Annotated in this window: 25 protein-coding genes; 23 read left to right on the top strand and 2 right to left on the bottom strand. The window is 39.3% G+C overall.

The annotated features are described in order from the left end of the window. Positions 1-3: 3 nt before the first annotated feature. The 17 genes from AC3ANL_RS16725 (at position 4) to AC3ANL_RS16645 (ending at position 14704) form a co-directional block, all read left to right on the top strand. The gene (locus tag AC3ANL_RS16725; RefSeq protein WP_488325538.1) at positions 4-705 is read left to right on the top strand and encodes an anthrax toxin lethal factor-related metalloendopeptidase; all 702 of its coding nucleotides are present in this window, start codon (positions 4-6) and stop codon (positions 703-705) included. Between the two features lie 44 nt (positions 706-749). Next, positions 750-1544, top strand: a complete 795-nt coding sequence (locus AC3ANL_RS16720; RefSeq protein ID WP_488325537.1) for a thymidylate synthase — start codon at positions 750-752, stop codon at positions 1542-1544. Continuing rightward, positions 1541-2029, top strand: a complete 489-nt coding sequence (locus tag AC3ANL_RS16715) for a dihydrofolate reductase (RefSeq protein ID WP_488325536.1) — start codon at positions 1541-1543, stop codon at positions 2027-2029. Before AC3ANL_RS16720 ends, AC3ANL_RS16715 begins: the two co-directional genes overlap by 4 nt. A 208-nt stretch (positions 2030-2237) precedes the next feature. Then, entirely contained in the window at positions 2238-2432 is a 195-nt protein-coding gene (gene tatA, locus AC3ANL_RS16710) for a twin-arginine translocase TatA/TatE family subunit (protein ID WP_488325535.1), read from the top strand. 188 nt (positions 2433-2620) lie between these two features. Next, positions 2621-3373 (top strand): twin-arginine translocase subunit TatC, encoded by a 753-nt coding sequence (gene tatC / locus AC3ANL_RS16705; RefSeq protein ID WP_488325534.1) that lies wholly within the window; start codon positions 2621-2623, stop codon positions 3371-3373. Between the two features lie 218 nt (positions 3374-3591). Then, the gene (locus tag AC3ANL_RS16700; RefSeq protein WP_488325533.1) at positions 3592-4671 is read left to right on the top strand and encodes a hydrogenase small subunit; all 1080 of its coding nucleotides are present in this window, start codon (positions 3592-3594) and stop codon (positions 4669-4671) included. After that, a complete protein-coding gene (locus tag AC3ANL_RS16695; protein ID WP_488325532.1) occupies positions 4664-6385 on the top strand; it encodes a nickel-dependent hydrogenase large subunit in 1722 nt (573 codons plus the stop codon). Before AC3ANL_RS16700 ends, AC3ANL_RS16695 begins: the two co-directional genes overlap by 8 nt. A gap of 116 nt (positions 6386-6501) precedes the next feature. Continuing rightward, the gene (cybH, locus tag AC3ANL_RS16690; RefSeq protein ID WP_488329755.1) at positions 6502-7191 is read left to right on the top strand and encodes a Ni/Fe-hydrogenase, b-type cytochrome subunit; all 690 of its coding nucleotides are present in this window, start codon (positions 6502-6504) and stop codon (positions 7189-7191) included. Next, positions 7181-7654, top strand: a complete 474-nt coding sequence (locus tag AC3ANL_RS16685; RefSeq protein ID WP_488325531.1) for a HyaD/HybD family hydrogenase maturation endopeptidase — start codon at positions 7181-7183, stop codon at positions 7652-7654. The genes cybH and AC3ANL_RS16685 overlap by 11 nt, the downstream gene beginning before the upstream one ends. Further along, positions 7651-8094 carry a hypothetical protein gene (locus AC3ANL_RS16680; RefSeq protein WP_488325530.1) on the top strand — a complete coding sequence of 148 codons (444 nt, stop codon included), beginning with the start codon at positions 7651-7653 and terminating at the stop codon, positions 8092-8094. The genes AC3ANL_RS16685 and AC3ANL_RS16680 overlap by 4 nt, the downstream gene beginning before the upstream one ends. Further along, positions 8078-8446 (top strand): hydrogenase maturation nickel metallochaperone HypA/HybF, encoded by a 369-nt coding sequence (locus tag AC3ANL_RS16675; protein WP_488325529.1) that lies wholly within the window; start codon positions 8078-8080, stop codon positions 8444-8446. The genes AC3ANL_RS16680 and AC3ANL_RS16675 overlap by 17 nt, the downstream gene beginning before the upstream one ends. Continuing rightward, positions 8443-9102 (top strand): hydrogenase nickel incorporation protein HypB, encoded by a 660-nt coding sequence (gene hypB, locus AC3ANL_RS16670; protein WP_488325528.1) that lies wholly within the window; start codon positions 8443-8445, stop codon positions 9100-9102. Before AC3ANL_RS16675 ends, hypB begins: the two co-directional genes overlap by 4 nt. Continuing rightward, complete coding sequence (gene hypF / locus AC3ANL_RS16665; RefSeq protein ID WP_488325527.1) at positions 9087-11399, top strand: carbamoyltransferase HypF; 2313 nt, start codon at positions 9087-9089, stop codon at positions 11397-11399. Before hypB ends, hypF begins: the two co-directional genes overlap by 16 nt. After that, positions 11369-11602 (top strand): HypC/HybG/HupF family hydrogenase formation chaperone, encoded by a 234-nt coding sequence (locus AC3ANL_RS16660; protein WP_488325526.1) that lies wholly within the window; start codon positions 11369-11371, stop codon positions 11600-11602. The genes hypF and AC3ANL_RS16660 overlap by 31 nt, the downstream gene beginning before the upstream one ends. Continuing rightward, a complete protein-coding gene (hypD, locus tag AC3ANL_RS16655; RefSeq protein WP_488325525.1) occupies positions 11577-12689 on the top strand; it encodes a hydrogenase formation protein HypD in 1113 nt (370 codons plus the stop codon). The genes AC3ANL_RS16660 and hypD overlap by 26 nt, the downstream gene beginning before the upstream one ends. Further along, a complete protein-coding gene (hypE, locus tag AC3ANL_RS16650; protein WP_488325524.1) occupies positions 12689-13690 on the top strand; it encodes a hydrogenase expression/formation protein HypE in 1002 nt (333 codons plus the stop codon). The genes hypD and hypE overlap by 1 nt, the downstream gene beginning before the upstream one ends. Positions 13691-13861: 171 nt before the next feature. After that, a complete protein-coding gene (locus AC3ANL_RS16645) occupies positions 13862-14704 on the top strand; it encodes a DegV family protein (protein WP_488325523.1) in 843 nt (280 codons plus the stop codon). A gap of 41 nt (positions 14705-14745) precedes the next feature. On the opposite strand, the gene AC3ANL_RS16640 is transcribed toward AC3ANL_RS16645, so the two are convergent. Continuing rightward, positions 14746-15642, bottom strand: a complete 897-nt coding sequence (locus AC3ANL_RS16640; protein WP_488329754.1) for an MBL fold metallo-hydrolase — start codon at positions 15640-15642, stop codon at positions 14746-14748. A 168-nt stretch (positions 15643-15810) separates the two neighbouring features. Here AC3ANL_RS16640 and AC3ANL_RS16635 point away from each other — a divergent pair, with 168 nt between their 5' ends. From AC3ANL_RS16635 to AC3ANL_RS16610, 6 genes are all read left to right on the top strand, one after another. Further along, positions 15811-17325, top strand: coding sequence for a spore germination protein (locus tag AC3ANL_RS16635; protein ID WP_488325522.1), 1515 nt, complete (start codon positions 15811-15813; stop codon positions 17323-17325). An 11-nt stretch (positions 17326-17336) separates the two neighbouring features. Next, positions 17337-18458: a GerAB/ArcD/ProY family transporter gene (locus AC3ANL_RS16630; RefSeq protein ID WP_488325521.1), complete on the top strand. Its 1122-nt coding sequence runs from the start codon at positions 17337-17339 to the stop codon at positions 18456-18458. Continuing rightward, complete coding sequence (locus AC3ANL_RS16625; RefSeq protein ID WP_488325520.1) at positions 18442-19605, top strand: Ger(x)C family spore germination protein; 1164 nt, start codon at positions 18442-18444, stop codon at positions 19603-19605. Before AC3ANL_RS16630 ends, AC3ANL_RS16625 begins: the two co-directional genes overlap by 17 nt. Before the next feature lie 81 nt (positions 19606-19686). Then, on the top strand, positions 19687-20265 hold the full coding sequence (locus tag AC3ANL_RS16620; RefSeq protein WP_488325519.1) for an SCO family protein: 579 nt from the start codon (positions 19687-19689) through the stop codon (positions 20263-20265). A 112-nt stretch (positions 20266-20377) separates the two neighbouring features. Further along, positions 20378-21202: an SGNH/GDSL hydrolase family protein gene (locus AC3ANL_RS16615; protein WP_488325518.1), complete on the top strand. Its 825-nt coding sequence runs from the start codon at positions 20378-20380 to the stop codon at positions 21200-21202. Then, on the top strand, positions 21203-21781 hold the full coding sequence (locus AC3ANL_RS16610) for a YpmS family protein (RefSeq protein ID WP_488325517.1): 579 nt from the start codon (positions 21203-21205) through the stop codon (positions 21779-21781). Positions 21782-21829: 48 nt separating this feature from the next. Here AC3ANL_RS16610 and AC3ANL_RS16605 read toward each other — a convergent pair whose 3' ends face one another. Beyond that, positions 21830-22582 (bottom strand): DUF4397 domain-containing protein, encoded by a 753-nt coding sequence (locus AC3ANL_RS16605; protein WP_488325516.1) that lies wholly within the window; start codon positions 22580-22582, stop codon positions 21830-21832. Positions 22583-22720: the final 138 nt, after the last annotated feature.

Here is a 22720-nt window from a genome sequence, read left to right as displayed (position 1 = left end):
AATATGCCAAAATGGATTGTTAGTTTGTTCATTGCTGGACTGTTTTTATCTTCTATCACGACTTCACAGGCTTCATTTGATGGAATTATACTTGGAGATTATTCAAGAGGCTCATTCCTCTATCAATCACTTAAAAGAAATCCATCCTTACAAGAGTTAGAGCAAATCATTGTGTTGCCAAAGCAGGCGTTTGATCAGAATGAAGCGGCAGCCATGATAATACGAATCGGATCTTTACCTACCTCTCTTTTGAAAAAAATCACTCAACATGGAATAAAGGTTAAGCTTTTCACCGGTAAACTTACAGATAATCCTACAGCGAAACAATTGGGGGGGCAAGTTCCACGCGGGTACCAAAATCAATTAACATGGGATGATGTTCCTGGTATTGGCGGCTCCCAAGTTGTACTTGCTAAAATTGGTTCCAGTGAACCAGGAAGGGGTCACAGCTCGGTTAATTTAGAATTACATGAACTAGCACATTCGATTGACAAATATGTTTTGGGGGATGTTAGTGGGACAGAGGCATTTCAACGTATTTGGGAGAAAGAGCATGAGTCATTGTTTCCAAATAACAACTATTTTTTATATCGTGAAGAGTATTTTGCGGAAACGTTTGCGATGTACTATTTAAGTCCAGAGACTAAAGAAATCTTGCGCAAAAAAGCTCCATATACGTATCAATTTATTGAAAAGGAAATCTAGGTTTGTGTTAAAATGGAATGGATGTAAAGATAGGAGTGTCGGACTTGAAACAATATTTAGAACTTTGTGAGCATGTATTGAAAAATGGTACTGTAAAAGGTGACCGGACAGGTACCGGAACGATTAGTACCTTTGGCTACCAAATGAGATTTAACCTGGAGGATGGTTTTCCACTCCTAACAACAAAGAAATTGCACCTTAAATCAATTATTTATGAATTACTATGGTTCTTGAAAGGTGATACCAATGTTCGCTATCTTCAGGATCATGGAGTCCGCATCTGGAATGAATGGGCAGACGAGAACGGAGAATTAGGGCCTGTCTATGGTCATCAGTGGCGTTCTTGGACAGGTGCCGATGGGAAAACGGTTGATCAAATCAGCGAATTAATCGGGCAAATTAAAACAAATCCCAATTCACGCAGATTGCTTGTGAATGCATGGAATGTAGCAGAAATCGATAATATGGCATTACCACCATGTCATTGCATGTTCCAATTTTACGTGGCCGATGGAAAATTATCCTGTCAGCTCTATCAACGTTCCGCCGATGTATTTCTTGGTGTGCCATTTAATATAGCTTCCTATGCACTTTTAACCCTCATGATTGCCCAGGTGTGCGATTTACAGCCAGGCGAATTTGTCCATACATTTGGGGATGTTCATATCTATCAGAATCATCTTGAACAGGTGAAAATACAAATGGAAAGAGAGCCGCGGGCATTGCCAACCTTAAAAATCAATCCGAACGTGAAGGATATCTATTCGTTTGAATATGAAGATTTCACGTTAGAAGGCTATGATCCACATCCACATATCAAAGGAGTCGTCAGTGTATGATTTCCTTTATCGTTGCGATGGATAAAAATCGTGTGATCGGAAAAAACAATCAGCTGCCATGGCATTTGCCAGAGGATTTGAAATTTTTTAAAAGGGTAACAATGGGACATCCTATTGCTATGGGAAGAAAAACACATGAATCGATTGGCCGTGTTCTTCCAGGCAGAGAAAATATCATCATAACCCGCAATCCTGACTACCATAGTGCAGAATGTACTGTTTTTTACTCAGTCGAGGAATTTGTAAATTATAGCCGTGAGATAAAAGAAGAAATCTTTGTCATTGGCGGAGCAGAAATTTTTCGAGAGACATTTCCATATGTAGATTGTCTCTATATAACCTATATTGATGAAAAATTTGAAGGGGACACTTACTTTCCAGCATTTACGCTTGACCAGTGGGTTTTATCATCTTCTGAAAAAGGGATAAAAAATGAGAAAAATCCCTATGATTATGAATATAGGATCTATCAGCGAAAAAAGTAGACTACGGACATTGACTTAATTAATTGAAATTGTTAAATTGTCTATAGTGAAGGTTTATTAAAAAAGAAAATGCTAAATATCACATTTCTTCCATTTTTATTAGATATTGTGAAATTACTATGAATTATAACCGTTTATTAACGCAAAAAGATGTTTCAATACTATAATCATAGTAGAAATATACAACAATTAAAGGGGATGTAAATCCATGTTTTCTAATATTGGAATACCCGGATTAATCTTGATCTTAACATTGGCACTGATTATTTTTGGACCTAAGAAACTCCCGGAAATCGGAAAAGCCTTCGGTCAAACATTAAAAGAATTTAAAAAGTCTACCCGCGAACTGACAGAGGATGTAATGGAAGACATTAACGAAGAAAAGAAAAATTTGACTAAATAAGGTGTAAGATATTATGTCTTGCACCTTTTTCTCTCGAAGTTTATAACTATAAGGATGCGTGAAAACATGGTAACCTTTCAAGCAATATAACGGTTTAGTATTTCCTTGTAAGGAACAACTAGTCTGTTTGCTGAGAGATTGCACACACGTGTCCATTTTTCAACCTTTGAAATTGGCAGGGGAAGTACATGGATGATAAAGAATTAAATTTAGTTGATCATTTAGAGGAATTACGAAAACGGATTATTATTTCGGCGCTAGCATTTGTCGTCTTTTTTATCGTTGGATTTATTTATGTAGACGATATCTATAGATGGTTTGTTGGCAATACGAAACTGCTGGTTCTCGGACCTAGTGATATTATGTGGATTTATTTTATGCTTGCAGGCGTTGTTGCCATTACAGGTACAATTCCGGTCTTAGCATTGCAAATTTGGTTGTTTGTAAGGCCTGCATTAAGGCCAGTTGAAAGAAAAATAACCGTTTCATATGTTCCCGCTTTATTTATCTTATTTATCTTGGGTCTTGCATTCGGATATTTTGCCATTTTTCCAATGGTCCTAGACTTTTTAGTGAATATGGGTCAAGATATGTTTGTCACAAACTTTACGGCTGAAAAGTATTTCCGCTTTATAATGAATATGACCCTTCCATTTGGCGTTTTGTTCGAGCTTCCTGTAGTAGTGATGTTTTTAACCTCACTTGGAATTATTAATCCATTTGTTTTAGCAAAAATTCGTAAATATGCCTATTTTGTACTGATTATTATTGCTGTTGTCATCACACCACCAGATTTCATGTCTGATTTTGTGGTAACTTTGCCGCTCTTACTTCTTTATGAAGTAAGCATAAATTTATCTAAGTTTGTCTATCGCAAACGATTAAAGAAACAGCAAGAAGCGGAAAATGAGGATGAAACAGAAGAAGTCGCAAAAGCATAATATATATTCAACAAAAAGACCTTAAGGGAATATTGCCCTTAGGGTCTTTTTATCGTTAACATCATTCCCACCTTTTAAAAACAAATTAGTATAAGAATGCAGTTAAGGATACTTTGTGTACTTTTTTGAAAATTCAGGACGAATGGCCTATGACTGTACTAAAATTTTCTTGAAAACAAGTTTTTACTTATTTTTATGATAGGTGGAGGGGTTAGCGGATGAAGAGACAGAAAACAGTATATGAAGCCGCGATCGACCATGGTTTTAGCCGGCGTGACTTCTTAAAAATGTGTACGGCATTAGCTGCCACACTAGGTCTAGAGTTTACACAGTCAGACCAAGTGGTGAAGGCCATGGAAATAAAGACAAGAGTACCTGTTGTTTGGCTGCAATTCCAGGATTGTACCGGTTGTTCAGAGTCATTTATTCGATCATCGCAACCAAAGACTGAAAGCGTTTTACTTGAGATGATTTCACTAGAATATTCTGAAGTACTATCTGCACCTTCTGGCTATCACGTAGAGGCTAACATGAAAAAAGTTTTACAGGATTATAAAGGAGAATATGTACTTGCTGTCGAGGGGAGCATCCCTGATGATGATGCCTTCTTAACGGTTGGAGGACAATCGGCGAAGGAAACCTTCCTAGAAATGGCCTCAGGCGCAAAAGCGATTATCGCCTATGGCTCTTGTTCATCATGGGGTGGAATCGCTGCTGCTCAGCCGAATCCTACCGGTGCCAAGCCAGTCACTAGTTTTGTAAAAAACACTCCAACCATCCTAGTTCCTGGCTGCCCGCCAATTGCAGAAGTGATGACGGGTGTAATTGCTCATATTATAACTTTTGGGAGATTACCGGAATTAGATCATTTTGGTAGACCGAAAGCATTCTATCGGCACCGAATCCATGATAAATGCAATCGACGTGCTTATTTTGATGCAGGTTTATTTGTGGAGTCCTTTGATGATGAAGGGGCTAAACAAGGTTATTGCTTATATAAAGTGGGCTGTAAAGGCCCAACCACCTACAACTCATGTGCGGAAATGCGCTGGAATGGCGGCGTAAGCTATCCTATTCAATCCGGTAACCCGTGCATCGGCTGTTCTGAAAAAGACTTCTGGGATAATGGTCCTTTCTATACACGCAGAGCCAAAATACCTGGAACACAAACAACCATCAATCCTGATGCAGTCGGATTAGCAGCGATTGGCGTAACAACGGCCGGGATTGCTGTACATGCGGCAGGAACGGTTGTCAAGAAGAAGATCGACGAAAAACGAGGTGAGGAACATGAGTGAGCGCATTGTTGTAGATCCAATAACAAGAATTGAAGGTCACCTTCGTGTAGAAGTAGACGTAGATGATAAAGGTGTTATTAAAGAAGCCTATAGTTCCGGAACAGCTGTCCGTGGTCTTGAATTAATTGTAAAAGACCGTGACCCGCGTGATATTTGGGCATATGTACAAAGAATATGTGGTGTTTGTACAACCGTGCACGCCCTTGCATCCATTCGTTCAGTTGAAGATGCGTTAAAAATTGACATTCCAAGAAATGGTCATTTAATTCGTGACATTATGAATGAAACGCTTTTTGTTCATGACCATATTGTCCATTTTTATCATTTACATGCATTGGATTGGGTCGATGTAGTCAGTGCTATCAGTGCAAATCCAGCAGAGACATCCAAGCTGGCTCAGTCTATTTCAAGCTGGCCAAAGTCATCTCCGGGCTATTTCACAGATGTCCAAAACAAAGTAAAGAAATTAGTGGAAAGCGGTCAATTAGGAATGTTTGCAAATGGTTATTGGGGTCATAAAGCCTACAAACTTCCTCCAGAAGTGAATTTACTAGCGGTTGCCCACTACTTAGAAGCATTAGATTGGCAAAAAGAAATCGTTAAAATACATACCATCTTTGGCGGTAAAAACCCTCATCCACACTATGTCGTGGGAGGAATGGCTACACCGCTAGATATTGACAGTGATAATGGCGTGCATGCAGAAAGATTAATGCATGTATCACAGCTAATTGACCAAGCAAGAGAATTTGTCACGCAAGTTTATATTCCTGATTTACTAGCAGTTGGGTCATTTTATAAAGATTGGACCTATGGCGGCGGCTTAAATAATTACCTGTGTTATGGTGACTTCTCTACGGGCAGTATTTATGATACGAAACTTTACCGGATGCCAAGAGGGATTATCTTAAACGGAAATCTTAATGAAGTTTTGGATGTAGATCTGAAAGATCCTAAACACGTACAAGAATTTATTGATCACTCCTGGTACACCTATGATGGAGAAAAAGGTGGAAAAGGAAAGCATCCATTTGTTGGAGAAACGACATTCAATTATACGGGACCAAAAGCACCATTTAAAACATTGGACACGGATAAACAGTATAGCTGGCTAAAAGCACCGCGCTGGAAAGAACATCCGATGGAAACGGGCCCATTGGCAAGAATGATGGTTGGTTATGCATCAGGTAAGGAAGAAATTGTGAATATTGTTGATGATACCTTGCAAAAACTCGGCTTACCTATAACTGCATTGCAATCAGCATTAGGAAGAACCGTTGCTCGTGGTCTCGAAACAGTCTTAATTTCCGGTTGGCTGCGTAATGATATGGATGAATTATTGAAAAATGTGAAGAGTGGCAACCAAACAACGTTTGATCGTTCAAAATGGGATCCAAGTACATGGCCTGAACGTGCAAAAGGTGTAGGCTGGATGGAAGCACCACGCGGTGCCCTCGGTCACTGGATTGATATTAAGGATGGAAAAACAAATAATTATCAAGCTGTAGTCCCATCCACATGGAATGCTTCACCACGTGATCATAAAAATAACATCGGTGCCTATGAGGCAGCACTTAAAGGTACACCAATGTTAAATAAAGAGCAGCCGCTCGAAATTATGCGGATCATCCATTCGTTTGACCCATGTCTTGCTTGTGCCGTTCACTTAACGGATTTAGAAACAAATAAAACGACTGAAATTCGTTTAGGTTAGGAGTTGATAAAATGGGTGCGCCAAAATTACCGACTCAACCGCCTGGCCCGTTCCCTGAATCTCCAGTGATCAACAGCGAGAATACGTTTCACCCAGAAAGACCCATCGTTTACAAGATGGTAAAAAATGAAGTGAGGGCCTATGTTTGGCAATTACCTGTCAGGATTTTTCACTGGTTAAATATGCTCGCCATTTTAGTATTAATGGGGACCGGGATTTATATAGGAAAACCATTTGCCTCGGCTGGAATTCCAGGAGAAGCGTACTATTCCAACCTAATGGGCTGGATGAGATATATTCACTTTTTTGCTGCATTTATCTTTGTCGCGAACCTTCTATTTCGTTTGTATTGGGTAGCAATCGGAAATAAATTTGCGACATCTAACCCGCTTAGATGGGTCTTTTGGAAAGAAGTAGTGGAAACGATTAAGTTTTATTTATTTTTAAAAAATAAAAAGCCTCATTATGTAGGCCATAACCCATTGGCGCAGTTAAGCTACTGGATCTTTATTGGTCTTGGTTCATGGATCGTCATGATGACCGGGTTTTATATGTACTTTGAACCGCAGCAAGAATCCTTTTGGGCAAAGCTGTTTGTCTGGATTCCTTATCTGTTTGGCGGTGAAAGCTTTTCGATTCGTTCCTGGCATCATCTTGCTGCATGGGGCTTTATGTTATTTACACTGATTCATGTGTACATGGCCTTCCGTGATGACTATCTTGAACGGAATGGCTCCATCTCATCCATGATTACAGGCTACAAAACAACTACGAATAAATCAGTTGGTGAAAAAAATGGAAAATAAAATTACGATTCTTGGTATTGGCAACACCCTCTTTTCTGATGAGGGTGTTGGCATTCACCTTTTACCAATCCTTGAAGATGCATTAAAAAATGATGAAGATATTGAAATCATCGAGGGTTTAACCGACGGGATGAAATTGCTAGGACCTGTTGAGGATGCCGAAAACCTTATTATCATTGATGCCATCAATGCCGGTAAGGAAGGTGGGACGATCATTACATTGGAGGGTGATGAGATTCCGGCTTACTTTGGAATCAAAATGTCCATTCATCAGCTAGGTTTTCAAGAAGTCTTATTCGCTGCAAAAATGCGTGAACGTTATCCAAAGCAAATTGTCATGTTTGGGATGCAGCCGACCTCCTTACAATTAGGAATTGGGTTGACCGAGACTAACCAAAGCAAGCTTGAAGAGCTGGCTAACGTGGTATTGGAACAAATCACTCGGTGGAGAAGTGTGTCATGAGACGGGGCGAATTTCTAAAGGAAATGACAGGCAGCCTTTTTCAAACGGTAAAATCCGTTTATGAGCCTTTTTTTAGTGAGGATTTGAAAAAGGTGGAAGTTGCAGCCGACCGTGCCATAGGCATCACTTGGCACCCTTTTTTGCAAGTACAGGAGCTATCTTCCAATCTTGAAATGAAATTTATTTGCGGCAAGCCCGTAATCGTAACACGTAATGGTACGAACATGCAGGCAAGGGATGGAGTCTGTCCTGTATGTTCGAACATTATTATAGTCACAACACTATATTCAAGTGTAAAATGTTTGAATTGTCAAAAAGAATACAATTTTAAGACACTTTTCGGTGATTTACAGCTTAAATCCTACCCGTTAAAACGGAAGGATGGTCTTTATTTGATTGGGTTTCAAAAGGATAAGAAACAGGGTGGTTGGTTTGCATGAAATGGCGTTAATGGGAGATATTCTCCAGCTTGTACAAGAGGATGCTGCTGCAAATGGTATTCAAAAGATAGAAAAGGTTGAATTAATCGTTGGAGAAATTGCTAATACCATGCCAGATGCGTTACAAATGGCATTTGAGATTTTCCGTGATCAAAATCTTCATTTTTTTACTGCCAAAGCAGAACTGATTATTCATCTAGAAGAAGCAAGGGCAAAGTGTGTGCTTTGTGGAGAGGTGTACAGGCCCGAACAGAAAATTGCCTTATGTCCAACCTGTCATATCCCATCTGGAAAGGTACTGACAGGGGAAACATTTCAGGTTCTATCATACGAGGGGAGTAATGGAGAATGAAAGTGATATTAAGAACAGATGTGTTGACAAATAACAATAAGGCTGCAGACTTTAACCGCGAGCTTTTCCAAACTACAAAAACCTTGGTGATTAATCTAATGAGTTCCCCAGGTGCGGGAAAAACGACATTACTCGAAGAAACAGTTCGAGAGCTAGAAGGCAAATATCGAATTGCTGTGATTGAAGGGGATTTAGCAACCGAAAGGGATGCCGATCGGCTTCGAGCAATGGGGGCAAGGGCCGTACAAATTAATACCCACGGTGGCTGTCACCTGGATGCACGCATGATAGCCGCGGCATTAGGAGAACTTGATTTAGAAGAAATTGATATTCTTTTTATTGAGAATGTGGGAAATCTCGTTTGCCCATCCGGCTATGATTTAGGGCAGCACCATAAAGTGGCGGTTTTAAGTGTACCAGAAGGAAATGATAAAATCCCCAAATACCCACAAATGTTCATGCGGACTGAACTTGTGCTGGTAAATAAAATTGATTTACTTCCATACCTTGATTTTAATGTGGAGGAAGCAAGAAAGGATTTAACGGAAATCAATCCAGCGTCCAATTTACTCCCACTTTCTGCGCGTACCCAGGAAGGGCTGTATGAATGGTTTGCTTGGATTGAAGGAGCATACGTCAAATGTTTACAGCAGTGAAGATTGCCGTTCGCGGCAGAGTTCAAGGCGTCGGCTTCCGCCCATTTGTTTTCCAGCTTGCCGATAAATACCAGCTAAATGGCACTGTACAAAATAATATGGATGGCGTCAAAATTCATCTTGAAGGAAATTCAGCGGCTGTTCATACCTTTTTATGGGACTTGAAACATAATGCACCTAGACTTTCAAAAATAAATGAGATAGAGGTAGAGAAGACTGAGCCCCAGTATCATACCGATTTTAAGATTATTCAAAGTGAACGCTGCGGTGCATCGATGCTCATTATCCCCATCGATTCCGCAACATGCGACGATTGCTTACATGAAATGAACAATCCAAATGATTTTCGCTATCAATACCCATTTATCAATTGCACCCAGTGCGGGCCGCGGTACACGATTATTGAGTCATTACCATATGACAGGCCTTATACCTCGATGAAAGGTTTTCCAATGTGCGAGGATTGCCAAAAAGAGTATGAGGATCCAACCAACCGACGTCATCATGCCCAGCCGATTGCCTGTCCAACTTGCGGACCGAAAGTGTGCTTACATGACGAGAATGGCTTGGAGGTTGCTTCAGAAAATCCAATCAAAACTACTGTCCAGTTACTAAAAGAAGGAAAGATATTAGCGATTAAAGGAATTGGCGGCTATCATTTGTGCTGCGATGCTAGGAATGAGCAGGCCGTGGCTGCATTAAGAAAAAGGAAAAACCGGCCATTGCGGCCGCTGGCGATCATGGCTGCTTCTATATCAGTAGTGGAGGAGCTTGCACAAGTAAGTAAGGCCGAAAGTGAATTGTTGAAATGCCCGGAATCACCGATTGTGATCTTAAAGAAACATGAAAAGGATCCACTTGCAGAAAGCGTAGCACCCCAAATGAGTACGATTGGGGTAATGATTCCTTATACACCGCTCCATCACTTACTCTTTACGGATCCAAACCTATCATGTCTTGTGATGACTAGTGCTAACCCATCTGGTATGCCGATCCTATACAAGGATGAGGAGGCTTTTCATTATTTAGAGGGTATTGCCGATTTTTATTTGGTTCATAACCGTGAAATTCTTCATCCTGTTGATGATTCGGTTGTTCAATTCAATGATGGAAAATTGGATTTTCTTCGCCGGTCAAGGGGATACGTCCCAGACCCTTTTCCAACAAGGCAAAAGATGACTGGAATCATTGCGTTTGGTGGACAGCAAAAGACAACCTTTGCGATTGGTCGTAATGAGCAGATTTTTGTCGGTCCACATATTGGTGACATGGAAAATATCGAAACCATTAACCATTACAAACAAGAAATGGAGCATCTATTAAAGTGGATTAATATTCCTAAAACCACCGCGGTCATCGATGCACACCCAGACTACTATATTCACAAACTAGTAAAAGAATACGAGTTCGAAGAAGTGATTGAAGTTCAGCATCATCATGCCCATATGGCTGCCTGTATGGAGGAACACCAAATTTCCGGTCAATCTTATGGGATTATCCTTGATGGAACTGGATATGGTATGGACGGTAACGTTTGGGGATTTGAAATCCTCTACGGCGATGCAGCAGGGTTTAATCGCTTAGCTCATTTACACTATACTCCTCTTCCCGGAGGTGAAAAGTGTATTCGCGAACCGTGGCGGAATGCTGCCGCCATGTTAATTTCCCTGCAAGGTGACGAAGGGACATCACTCGCTAAGTCTATTTTTACAGATAAAGCTTTTGAGATTGATATTTTGGGGAAGATGATCGATGCAAAGGTAAACACTAGCTATGCTGGTACATGTGGCAGGCTGTTTGATACCGTTAGTGCCCTTTGCGGTGTAACGAAAGTGTCTAGTTATGACGGGGAAGCAGCGATTCAATTAGCCGAACTGACTGATGACAAGATCCTTTTCGAACCATACAGCTTTGAATTAATAGACAAAGAGTTGTTAACGATTAATTTTTCCCAAATGATAAAGGACATTGCTGTAGATAGATTATTGGGGATAGATGTTCATTTAATAAGTGGCAGATTTCACGAATCCGTTGTCCAAGCGATTGTCACAGCTATGGAAATTTTAAATAATAAAAATCCTTCTACCGAGAAGACAGTCGTATTATCAGGTGGAAGTTTCCATAACCGTTACCTCAGAAAGAGGATTGCAGCTGAATTAAGCAAAAGGTCTTTTCATGTGTTTGTGCCTGAAAAGGTTCCGTGTAATGACGGGGGCTTATCATATGGACAATTAGTGGTTGCTGAAGCAAAAAGGAGGGTTTCATCATGTGTGTTGGAGTACCAGCAAAAATTGTAAAGAAAATGGAATACAGTGCAGTTGTTGATGTGATGGGTTCAAAGACAACAGTCGGGACCATTTTTGTTCCTGAAGTTGACCTTGGTGATTACGTCATTGTTCATGCAGGCCAAGCCATGAGTATTGTTGACGAGACATATGCAAAACAGAGTGTGGCAGAATGGAGGAGGCTTATCAATGCTCGAAATTCTGAAACAATCTAATAACCCGGAAATTTGTAAGCCCTTAGTGGACGCCGTCATTGAAAAGGCAAAGGAGTTCCAGCAAAAATTTGGCCGGAGGCCAGCCTTTATGGAGGTTTGCGGGTCACACACGATGACACTTGCGCGGTCAGGTGTGAAGCAATGTTTGAAGGAAGATGTGAATCTTATCTCCGGTCCAGGATGCCCAGTCTGTGTAACCGATCAACGTTCGATTGATGCCATGATTGCCTTGGCCGAGGGGGAAAACCGGATTATCTGTACCTTTGGCGATATGATGAGGGTCCCTGGTTCAGACAAAACATTGTTAGATTCCAAGATAGCCGGCAAGGATATCCGTGTCCTATATTCCCCAATGGATGCGGTAAAAGCGGCTGCAGACAATCCTGACAAAGAAGTTATTTTTCTGGGGGTAGGCTTTGAAACGACCATCCCTATTTTGACACTCATGGTAGGTGAAGCGGAAAAACGTGGGATTACCAATTTTTCGATTTGGATGACAACCAAACTAGTTGAACCTGTTCTTCGCTACTTACTTGATGCCGGTGAAGTAAATTTAGATGGATTTTTGCTTCCAGGCCATGTATCAATTGTGTTGGGGGAAGAGTCCTATCACTATTTAGTCGATGAATATCAAATTTCGGGTGTAATTGCTGGTTTTGAAACAGCAGAACTACTCTCAAGTATTTATAAGTTGATTGATCTGGCTTTAACGGAAAGGGTAGCGATTGAAAATAACCACCCTGCTGTTGTCACAAAAACGGGTAATCAAGTCATTCATCACTGGATGGAGCAGTATTTAACGGAATGTGATGAGGCATGGCGCGGCATTGGTGTTATTCCGAACAGCGGACTCGATTTAAAACCAGAATATGCCCAGTTTAATGCCAAAATACGCTTTCCAGTGGTGATAGGTGAACCACGGAAAACGAAGTGCCGCTGCGGGGAGGTAATTCGCGGATTAATTTCACCGAATGATTGTCCGTTATTCGGAAAGGCCTGCCACCCGATGAACCCAATCGGCCCATGTATGGTTTCGGCAGAAGGAAGCTGTGCAGCATATTATCAATACATGAGGGAGACTTTCTAATGGAGAAATATATTAGCTTAGCTCATGGGGATGGCGGGGAATTAAGCCATCGGTTAATCAAAGAAGTATTCATAGCAGCATTTGGAGACGGGAATAAAGCTCTATTAGATGCAGCAGCCATCACGATAACAACACACAAAATGGCCGTTACAACTGATTCCTTTGTGATCAAACCGATTTTCTTTCCAGGCGGTTCCATTGGGAAGTTAGCGGTGGCAGGGACAATCAATGACCTGGCCGTAAGTGGTGCAAAGCCAGTTTTTTTAACTTGCGGGTTTGTGATTGAAGAAGGTTTTCCCATTTCTGATTTAAAGAAAATTGTCACTGATATGGCCAATGAAGCTCGAAAAACGGGTGTAACAATTGTTGCTGGCGATACGAAGGTAGTTGAACGCGGCAGCGCGGATGGAGTATACATCAATACAACAGGAATTGGACTATATGAGCCTGGAATGGATTGCAGTCTTGAATTTGAAGAAGGGGACGCGATCATCGTATCTGGTTCAATAGGCGATCATGGTGTAGCTGTCTTAGCAGCAAGAGGTGAACTTGGCATTTCTGTGCCCATTAATAGTGATTGTGCATCGTTAAATAGAATGCTAGAAGAAGTACTAAAGCAAACGGATGGAGTGCGGATCATGCGTGACCCGACAAGAGGCGGACTTGCCACTACTCTCGTTGAAATTGCTGAAGACTTTCATTTGACAATGAAACTAAATGAAGTAAGCATTCCTGTAAAGGAAGAAGTGCATGGGGTTTGTGACCTATTAGGGTTTGATCCACTATACCTTGCAAATGAAGGGAAAGCGATTATCGTTGTTGCTGACAATGAGAAAGAAAATGTGATTGATATATTGCATGAGTTCCCAGAGGGCAGGGATGCGGTGGTAATCGGAAGTATCATCAGCAAAGGAAGGGGACAATTGCTATTAGAAACTCCGCTTGGCTCAAAACGTTTGTTAACGAGATTATCAGGTACCATGTTTCCTAGAATATGTTAAGCAAAAGCCCACATTCTATCGTGCAGAATGTGGGCTTTTAGCTTATTTTTTATTCTGTTCCTTCACCCAGTTTTATATCTGTACAAATACATTATAAAGAACAATAATCTTGTTTTCATCAAAAGCTGAAACCTGTATAATACATAGAAGAAATGATAGGGAAGTGAATGTATGAGCAAAATCAAAATTGTAACCGATTCAACCTTAGACATATCAAACGAAGCAATAGAAAAGCTTGGTATTATTATTGTACCTTTGACTGTAACTATAAATGGAGAAAACTACTTAGACCGGGTCGAGATTGATCCAGTTGAATTTATTAAAAATATGAGTGATTCGAAGGAATTACCTAAAAGCTCCCAGCCTGCGACAGGTGCATTTTTGGAAGTCTATGACCGTCTTGGAGAAGAGGGCTATGAGGTTTTATCCATTCATATGACAGGAAAAATGAGCGGAACGGTACGGTCTGCAGAAGGTGCAGCCCAAATGACAGACACCAAAGTAACGGTTGTTGATTCAAAGTTTATTTCGAAAGCCCTTTCTTTTCAGGTGAAGGAGGCAGCCGAGCTGGCTCAGCAGGGGAAGAGCATGGAGGAAATACTTGAGAGGCTTGAAATCATACGTGAACATACCAAATTGTATATCATGGTCGACACGTTAGAGAACCTAGTTAAAGGTGGGCGAATTGGGAAAGGAAAGGCCTTTATTGGTTCACTCTTAAATATTAAACCAATTGCCTCGCTTGAAGGGGCAGAATATAATCCCGTAACAAAAGTTCGCAGCCATTCTCAGGTTGTTAAATTCATGGCCAAGCAGTTTGCTGAGGATATCAAGGGGAAAACCATTCGTGGTGTTGGGATTGCTCATGCAGAGGCATATGAGCTAGCGGCAAAAATTAAGGATAGTATCTACGAATTAACCGGGTATCAGGCGGTGGAAATGGATTATACAGGTCCGATCGTTAGTACCCATACTGGACCGGGGGCGCTTGCGTTAATGTATTATACGGAATAAAGCTTATAAAAATGGATGGTAGTCTAATGACACCATCCATTTCATTTTGTCTTGACTAGTTTACCATTCGATTCGGGAACTTCAAGACCTAACCTAGATAAATGCTTGCGTATCCCAACACGTTCCCACGTTTTGAGGATAGTGCTTTCTAAGGTCCTTTTAGGATAAAAAATGCCGATATTCGTTAATTCCTCAAAGGTCAATCCCTGTTGAACATAGCGGGTGATTTTTTCGTCTCGCCGCTCAATAATGGCAAGAAATTTATCCATTGCATCGTTAAATTCTTGCTTAGAAAAAACGCCTTTTTGATGCCCTGTGATATAGGTATCAGCATCAAGGGTCAACAGCCGTTTGCCTGAGGCAATAAATTCCTCTATATTTCCATCGGTCCCATTATACCAAGGTCCAAACGAGGTCATGTCATAATCGCCGCTAAAAACAACACCCAAGTCTGGAAAGTAAGGGCAAGCTAGACCGCTCGTGTGCCCTGGCGTGTGTAAAAATGTTACTTTAACCTCTCCGAATTTATAGTCTGTTTCATACTCATACGCTCCAGAAATTTCTCCGAGATTTTTCACTAACTCCTGGGGAAGGGCTTTTTTCCACCTTTCAACGCCTGCAAATCCCCATTCCTGGTATACTCCATTAACACTAGCGACACCTTCAACGGTTAACGATGTTTCAAATTCAATTGGATTAATCAATTTGGTCACGCCCTCGAAGAGATGGTTATGGAGAGTGTGGTCAGGGTGGTAGTGGGTATTCATAATTAGGTTTACACCGAACTCTTGGTCAATTTCTTTAAGATGCTTGGCTTCCGCACCAGTATCAATCAGTACCTTTTCAGGACAGTCGATATAGAGACTTCTAGAATACGGAACCTTACTTAGACTTGCTCCTTCTACTAACACAATTGGACCAATTTTTTTCACTGCCATCACCTCTAAGCTTATTTTTAAACGCATTACGACTGAATGCTCATTCATAATATCATAATTTTCCGAAAAGTAAAAGATGAACCTTTTCATTAAAAAAAGAGCGGATTTTGGGTATTAATAGATTTTTTGGTAAAAATAAAAAAAATTGATGGAACAAAGGTGTTGCACATGTTTAAATGGATCACCGGGAAAAAATCCCTAGCGGAAATGAAAACCCATAGTCACAATATTGATGAATTAAAGGAACAAATAAAAAATCTACTCCATGTGGGAGAAAATCTCACTTTTAGAACGTTAAAACGAAATGGACAAAAATTAGTCTTTTGTTATATTGATAGCCTGATTAATAATACCAGTCTTGATCAATTTGCAATCGGTCCGATTCAAGAGCATCCTCTATCGGAATGGACTTCTGAAGCCCTTGCACAAATTCTTCCCATTGCTAATTTATCTGCTCATAATCAATTAGAAGATGTGGTAGAAGGTATTAACAACGGTAAGGTTTACATTTATGTCGAAGGACAGCCGTATGGGATACTAGCTGATGTTAGTAAAACAGTTGAACGAGGAATAGAAAAGGCAGAAACGGAATCACTAGTTTATGGCCCCAAAATTTCCTTTACAGAATCACTTGATGGCAATATTAATATTTTAAGGAAAAACATTAAAGATTTAAACTTGTGTATGGAAGATATGACGATTGGAACTAGGTCAAAAGCAAAAGCCAAGCTTATCTATATTAAGGACATAGCCGATGAAGTACATATAAACAACTTTCGCGAGAAAATAAATCAATTAAAGATAGACCATGTGGCAGGCAGTACCGTCCTTGGACAATTAATTGAAAATAATAGTTGGACGGTTTTTCCACAATTAGTCACAACCGAGCTGCCTGATCGAACCTCGATTGCTTTAATGAGCGGCAAAGTAGTAGTGTTAATGGATCGAAGTCCCGATGCTTTATATGGACCAGCACCATTCTTTTCTTTTTTTGAATCGACAGAAGATGTGTACATGCGCTGGAACATGGGCCTTGCGTTACGTCTTCTGCGTTTACTGGCAGCATTTATATCCGTTCTTCTTACACCCGCCTATGTGGCGGTTTTGACCTTCCATTATGAAGTTATTCCATCCCCCTTGCTTGTTTCCTTAGGACAATCAAGGTCGAACGTTCCCTTTCCGCCCGTATTTGAAGCACTGCTTCTTGAATTTTTTATTGAACTTTTACGCGAAGCCGGTGCCAGACTGCCAACAAAAGTGGGTCAAACTATGGGTATCGTTGGTGGTATTGTTGTTGGTCAAGCAGCAGTTGATGCCGGGTTCACGAGTAATATTTTAATCATAATCATTGCTTTAAGTGCTTTGGGTTCTTTTACAACACCTAGTTACTTAATGGGGACTTCCATTCGTATGATTCGATTCCCAATTATATTAATGGCTGGATTATGGGGTGGCATTGGGATCATGGTTTCATTTTGTTTTCTTCTAATCCATCTTATTAGATTAGATACGGTAGGCAGTCCCTACCTTTCTCCCGTCTATCCCTTTAGGTGGAAGGATCTAAGATACAGTTTTTTTAAACTGCCATCTCAATATCTTGCCAAAAGACCATTAACGAATCATCCTGGGGACGATACTAGATTTTCTGAAAAAAAGGCAAAGAAAAAGGATGTAGATGAATAGGAGCGGTTAGAATGAAAGTAGATTTACATCCAAAGGAAAGTTTACTATTTAATGCAGCTCTCCTAATTTTTATCATACATGGATTCCAAACAGGAGTAGGGATAGTTGGATTACCTAGAATTGTCTTCTTAGCGGCAAAACATGACGCATGGATCTCTGTCTTTTTAGGAGGAGTTACTACTTCTGTTGTTTTAGCAGCAATGGTTTTAATGCTAAGAAGATATGATAGTGCAGATTTATATGGTATCCAAGTAGATGTTTTTGGGAAATGGCTTGGAAATACCATGAATGTGCTGTATATGGTTTATATGACGTTCTGTTATTTTATCATCCTAATGAATTATATTGAAATTGTTCAAGTATGGATTTTTCCTGATTTACGAACATGGCAAATCTCACTTATATTGATTCTTTTAACCACCTATGCGGTAAATGGAGGAATCCGCGTAGTTGTAGGGGTAGCCTTCCTTTCAGTAATGGGGACTGCTTGGTTAATCTTCATCCTAATTGTGCCGGTTCATTATTCTGATCCTAAACACATCTTTCCTATTTTGAATGTGGATTTCCTCCAGTTATTAAAAGGAAGTTATAAAACGACACTGTCACTATTAGGTTTCGAACTACTGATGTTTCTATATCCATATGTAAAAGAGAAAAAGAAGGTATTTTTGTTTTCGCAAATAGGTAATTTGTATACAACAATCACTTTTACACTAGTTACACTGATTTCGATAACTTTTTTTGCGGAAAACGGCTTAGCAAGAACCATATGGCCCGTTTTGTCGATGTTCAAAATCGTTAGATTGCCTAATTTAGAGCGATTTGAATTTATTGCTGTTTCGTTTTGGATGTTAATCATATTGCCAAATATGTGTGGGTATTTATGGGCAATATCAAAAGGGTTTAGCAGGGTCATGAACTGGAAGCAAAGAAAAGGAATCTGGATGATTGCACTAGTCGTATGGGGAGGAACTTTTTTTATAAAAGCAAGGTATCAAATGAATCAAGTAACAGATTTTGTTGCACACATAGGTTTTGTGTTTGCCATATGTTACCCAGTCCTTCTTTCAATGATTGTTTTGATGAAAAAGTGGTATATAAGGAGGAAACACGCACGTGTGGAAGATCCATAATCGCAAAACAACCTTAATCCTTGTTGTTTTACTAGTCGTACTGTTAAATACGAGCTGTGTTCAGCAAAATCCACTTGAGAAATTAGGTCTTATAACCATTTCAGGATACGATTTGGTTGAGAAAAATAAAATTAAGGGAACCGTCATCGTTCAAAAATTTGATCCTTTGACAAAAACGGAATCAAGAGTCATAACATCCATAGCAAAGACTAGCAAGGGATTACGGCAGCGAGAAAATTTACAATCTAACCAAAGATTGGTTTCCGGCCAGATGCGTACCGTGATCTACAGTAGAGAACTTGCTGAGAAAGGTATTATCCAGCTTGTCGATACATTAAATCGAGATGCATCGATTGGAAATATGGTCTATTTAACCATTGCGGACAAGTCCGCATCTGAGGTTTTGAAAAATGGTCAAAATAAAGCCAATTTAAATCTAGGAACATATGTATATAATTTGATTCAACAAAATGTTGATGGTGAACAAATTATTTCCCCTACCTTGCACGAGTTTAACCATAATTTATATGAAGTGGGTATGGATCCCGTACTTCCAATTCTAAAAATAAAAAATAATAATGTCGTCATTTCGGGTGTAGGTCTGTTTAAAAATGACCGTTTAGTAGATGAAGTAACCCAAGGAAAACTTTTCTATTTAAAAATATTAATCGATTCCTATAAAGCCGGGTCTCAAGAAATTGGCTTTGATAGGAAACATTTAAAGAATATATTATTAAAAAAGCAAAAGTTTTCGGATGATCCTGTCTACAATAAAGTATTTTTAACCATTGATAATATTCGAACAAAAACAAAAATTAAATTAGTGGATAAAAAAAATCTCCATTTTAAAGTAAATATAAAGTTAGATTCAAGATTATTAGAAATGTCGGAAGCCATGGATTTGGGTACTCCCGAATCCATGAAGTTTCTTGAAAAAAATCTTAATCAAGTCATGCAAAAGAATGTAGAGAAATTACTTCTTCATTTTCAAGCTTTAGGAATTGATCCAGTTGGATTTGGAAATGAATATGAAGCCCATGATAGAGGTAAACCGGAAACGATGCGAGAGTGGCGAGAAAAATATAAACATGCAACCTTTGACGTCAATATAAAAAATACCATTGAACGAACAGGGGTCGTCGATTAAAGAAGGCGGTTTACTTTCATCTGACTCTTAACTTTGATACACTATTTGCGAAGTGAAATAGAAAAAGTTGTAGGTGATAGGATGAAGGTCCGCTTTCTGTTATTATTTGTCATTATTAGTACCCTTTTATTGTCGGCATGTGGGGAAAATAAAATTGAAAATGCCGTGGATTGGCCTGTAAATGAGTTTACGGCAACAACTCAAGACAACAAACCATTAGGTTTAAAGGATTTAAAGGGCAAGATTTGGATTTCCGATTTTATTTTTACCAGCTGTGCAGATGTATGCCCGCCGATGACCTCAAATTTGACTAAATTACAAAAAATGGTCGAAAAGGAAGGCTTGAAGGATGTTGAATTTGTTTCCTTTAGTGTTGATCCGACAGTCGATACACCTGAAATATTAACCCGTTATGCCAATCAATTTGGTGTGGATTTCAAAAATTGGACGTTCCTAACAGGTTATTCTCAAGATTTTATTGAAAGCTATGCCGCTAAAACCTTTAAGACGATTGTTAAAAAACCAGAGGAAGGCAATCAAGTCATTCATCAGACTTACCTTTACTTAGTGGATAAACAAGGTCATATTAAAAAAACATACAGCGGCTATAAGAATGTACCTTTTGATGAAATAATCCACGATATCAAGGCATTGCAATAGACCTTTTCATGGTCTATTTTTTTTGACGGTAATAGGAGATAAAGTACAATTTGTTTTGAATGATTATGGTCGTGGTATAATAAAAATAGTATAGAAGGCAGGTGAAATGAAGATGAAAAAGTTTTTCCCCCTGCTAATTCTTTCAGGTTTTTTCTTATGTTCGTGCAGCCAGTCAAATCCGCTGGAGTTGCATCAAGAGAAAAAAGTCTCTGCTCAAGTTTTTGAACAAATCCCTGCTGATTTTATTCCCCGAAAATTGACTGTCTTATCTGCAGGTGATTCCTTAACACAAGGTGTAGGTGATAGTACGAAACAGGGTGGCTATTTGCCTTATTTAAAAACCATGCTCGAAAAAGAAAAAGGAATACAAGAGGTGGATTTTTATAATTTTGGGGTAAAAGGTAATCGGACGACACAGCTTTTAAAAAGACTTCAATCTCCAGAAATGAAGCCTGTATTGCAGAAAGCAGATTTGGTTATTCTTACTATTGGCGGTAATGATATTATGAAAGTCATAAAAGACAATATCTCAGATCTGCAAGTTTCTGATTTTATAAAAGAAAAAGAGGCCTATCGGAACCATGTAACCCAAATTATCGAGACAATCCTCCAGGAAAACCCTCATGCATCGATTGTGCTATTAGGTTTATACAATCCATTTTCAAAGTGGTTTTCGGATATTAAAGAACTGGATGAAATTGTTGCCGATTGGAATCTAACCGGCCAAAATGTGATTGCCAATTATCCTAATGCTTATTTTGTTAACATAGAGGACGTATTTTTGAATGCAGCTGAAAATCTTTTGTATACGGATAATTTCCATCCGAATGATAAGGGATATGAGCTGATAGCAGAAAGGCTTAATGAGACATTGGGAAAACTAGTATTACCTGACCTTGAGAAAAAGCCATATACGGTCAGTGCTGAGGAGAATTAGATGAAAAATAAATGGAAAATTGGGTTCCTTATCTTGATCGGAATCAATCTTTTGATTGCAATTATTTTATTATCATTAGTGATGACTCCAACGGATGAAAAGAAAATCAGTAACCTAAATAGTCTATCAGGAGAGTATGTATCCTTTCATGTACAATCAAATAAGTATGACTTAAATAGGCTTATTAACCATTATCTTAAAGAAGAGGCATCAGATTCTTCCATTGATTATCGTGTCCTCTTGGGAGATGAAGTAGAACTTTATGGGATTATCCCGTTTTTTAGTGAAAAATTAAACTTGAAACTAACGTTCGAGCCAAAAGCACAAAAAAACGGCGATTTAGTCTTGGAGCAAAAATCAATGTCAGTGGGTAAATTACATTTACCAATCGCCTATGTTTTAAACTTTATTAGTGAAAACTATAAGCTGCCAAAGGGAGTCGAGATTAGACCAAATGATCACCAAGTTTATGTTCACATGCAACAATTAAAATTAAAAAGTGATCTAAAAATTAAGGCTGACAAATTTAATTTAAAAAAGGACGATATCTCTTTCACGATTTTAGTCCCTGTGAAGTGATATTAACAATATGAAAAGGTGCCTTGTTTAGTGGGCACCTTTTTGAAATTAATCTTTGATGGTAATAAATTGGAATTTGGGTTCCCCACTTGATAAACCAAGAAAAACAATGGTGTAGCTTTCATTCGCCCTAAATTGTGACTGTGGCATCGGGATCAGAATTTCTTTGCTGCTACCTTTGCGTGCCTCTAGGTCAACGGTCATCGGAGTTAATCCTAAATAATCTGTTGCTTGTTTATAAGACACATTTGGGAAAATAACGTCACGATCCTTAACGGCAAAATCAAGTGCAGGGGAATCAGGTGATAAGTGGATAAAGCGGACCTTTGCTTCATTTAAAGGAACCTCTGGCTGGTTCAAAAACACGAGCAGACGCATTTTTTTGACCGGGTCTATGGTTGTTAACAAATACGACTGTCCGGACTCAATCGTTATTTTTTTGTTTAATACACTATCGACCATATTACCAGCAGGATAGATATCAATATGATATTTGCCAGACTTCAATAATAAATCCTGACTTACATGTTTAAAGGCTAAATCTTTTATAACCCGATTTCCATTTATATATACATCAACATTTGGTGAGTCTGGGGAGGTATGAAGGAGACGGACTTTGGCATCGCCTTGGAATGATTGAGCATTCGTGCGCATGAGGTTCATTGCTTTATTCATGTATTTATAATGCTTAAGATAGAAATGCATGTGTAAATTTGGGTTTGTATATTTATAATACTGTGCTAACAAATCATACATCGTCGCCTTTTGAAGATAATCAGCTTGGTTTCTTTTCTCAGACATGGTTTCAACTCCTTCCGATTGGATTACACGATAATTTATTCAATCAGATATGGGTAGGTGTCTAAATTCCAACTTGGCTGCGGGCGGTAAAGTTTATTTTTCAACAAACATTCGGTATACTTTTATGTAATATGAAAA

This window comes from Neobacillus sp. DHD-1R (genome assembly GCF_057747995.1).
This window is presented reverse-complemented; position numbering and strand designations above follow the sequence as displayed.

Excerpts from the sequence above, each read along its gene's own strand:
- AC3ANL_RS16725 (WP_488325538.1), top strand. The coding sequence starts at position 4 with ATGCCAAAATGGATTGTTAGTTTGTTCATTGCTGGACTGTTTTTATCT.
- AC3ANL_RS16715 (WP_488325536.1), top strand. The coding sequence starts at position 1,541 with ATGATTTCCTTTATCGTTGCGATGGATAAAAATCGTGTGATCGGAAAA.
- tatA (WP_488325535.1), top strand. The coding sequence starts at position 2,238 with ATGTTTTCTAATATTGGAATACCCGGATTAATCTTGATCTTAACATTG.
- tatC (WP_488325534.1), top strand. The coding sequence starts at position 2,621 with ATGGATGATAAAGAATTAAATTTAGTTGATCATTTAGAGGAATTACGA.
- AC3ANL_RS16700 (WP_488325533.1), top strand. The coding sequence starts at position 3,592 with ATGAAGAGACAGAAAACAGTATATGAAGCCGCGATCGACCATGGTTTT.
- AC3ANL_RS16695 (WP_488325532.1), top strand. The coding sequence starts at position 4,664 with ATGAGTGAGCGCATTGTTGTAGATCCAATAACAAGAATTGAAGGTCAC.
- cybH (WP_488329755.1), top strand. The coding sequence starts at position 6,502 with ATGGTAAAAAATGAAGTGAGGGCCTATGTTTGGCAATTACCTGTCAGG.
- AC3ANL_RS16685 (WP_488325531.1), top strand. The coding sequence starts at position 7,181 with ATGGAAAATAAAATTACGATTCTTGGTATTGGCAACACCCTCTTTTCT.
- AC3ANL_RS16680 (WP_488325530.1), top strand. The coding sequence starts at position 7,651 with ATGAGACGGGGCGAATTTCTAAAGGAAATGACAGGCAGCCTTTTTCAA.
- hypB (WP_488325528.1), top strand. The coding sequence starts at position 8,443 with ATGAAAGTGATATTAAGAACAGATGTGTTGACAAATAACAATAAGGCT.
- hypF (WP_488325527.1), top strand. The coding sequence starts at position 9,087 with ATGTTTACAGCAGTGAAGATTGCCGTTCGCGGCAGAGTTCAAGGCGTC.
- AC3ANL_RS16660 (WP_488325526.1), top strand. The coding sequence starts at position 11,369 with ATGTGTGTTGGAGTACCAGCAAAAATTGTAAAGAAAATGGAATACAGT.
- hypD (WP_488325525.1), top strand. The coding sequence starts at position 11,577 with ATGCTCGAAATTCTGAAACAATCTAATAACCCGGAAATTTGTAAGCCC.
- hypE (WP_488325524.1), top strand. The coding sequence starts at position 12,689 with ATGGAGAAATATATTAGCTTAGCTCATGGGGATGGCGGGGAATTAAGC.
- AC3ANL_RS16645 (WP_488325523.1), top strand. The coding sequence starts at position 13,862 with ATGAGCAAAATCAAAATTGTAACCGATTCAACCTTAGACATATCAAAC.
- AC3ANL_RS16640 (WP_488329754.1), bottom strand. The coding sequence starts at position 15,642 with ATGGCAGTGAAAAAAATTGGTCCAATTGTGTTAGTAGAAGGAGCAAGT.
- AC3ANL_RS16635 (WP_488325522.1), top strand. The coding sequence starts at position 15,811 with ATGTTTAAATGGATCACCGGGAAAAAATCCCTAGCGGAAATGAAAACC.
- AC3ANL_RS16630 (WP_488325521.1), top strand. The coding sequence starts at position 17,337 with ATGAAAGTAGATTTACATCCAAAGGAAAGTTTACTATTTAATGCAGCT.
- AC3ANL_RS16620 (WP_488325519.1), top strand. The coding sequence starts at position 19,687 with ATGAAGGTCCGCTTTCTGTTATTATTTGTCATTATTAGTACCCTTTTA.
- AC3ANL_RS16615 (WP_488325518.1), top strand. The coding sequence starts at position 20,378 with ATGAAAAAGTTTTTCCCCCTGCTAATTCTTTCAGGTTTTTTCTTATGT.
- AC3ANL_RS16610 (WP_488325517.1), top strand. The coding sequence starts at position 21,203 with ATGAAAAATAAATGGAAAATTGGGTTCCTTATCTTGATCGGAATCAAT.
- AC3ANL_RS16605 (WP_488325516.1), bottom strand. The coding sequence starts at position 22,582 with ATGTCTGAGAAAAGAAACCAAGCTGATTATCTTCAAAAGGCGACGATG.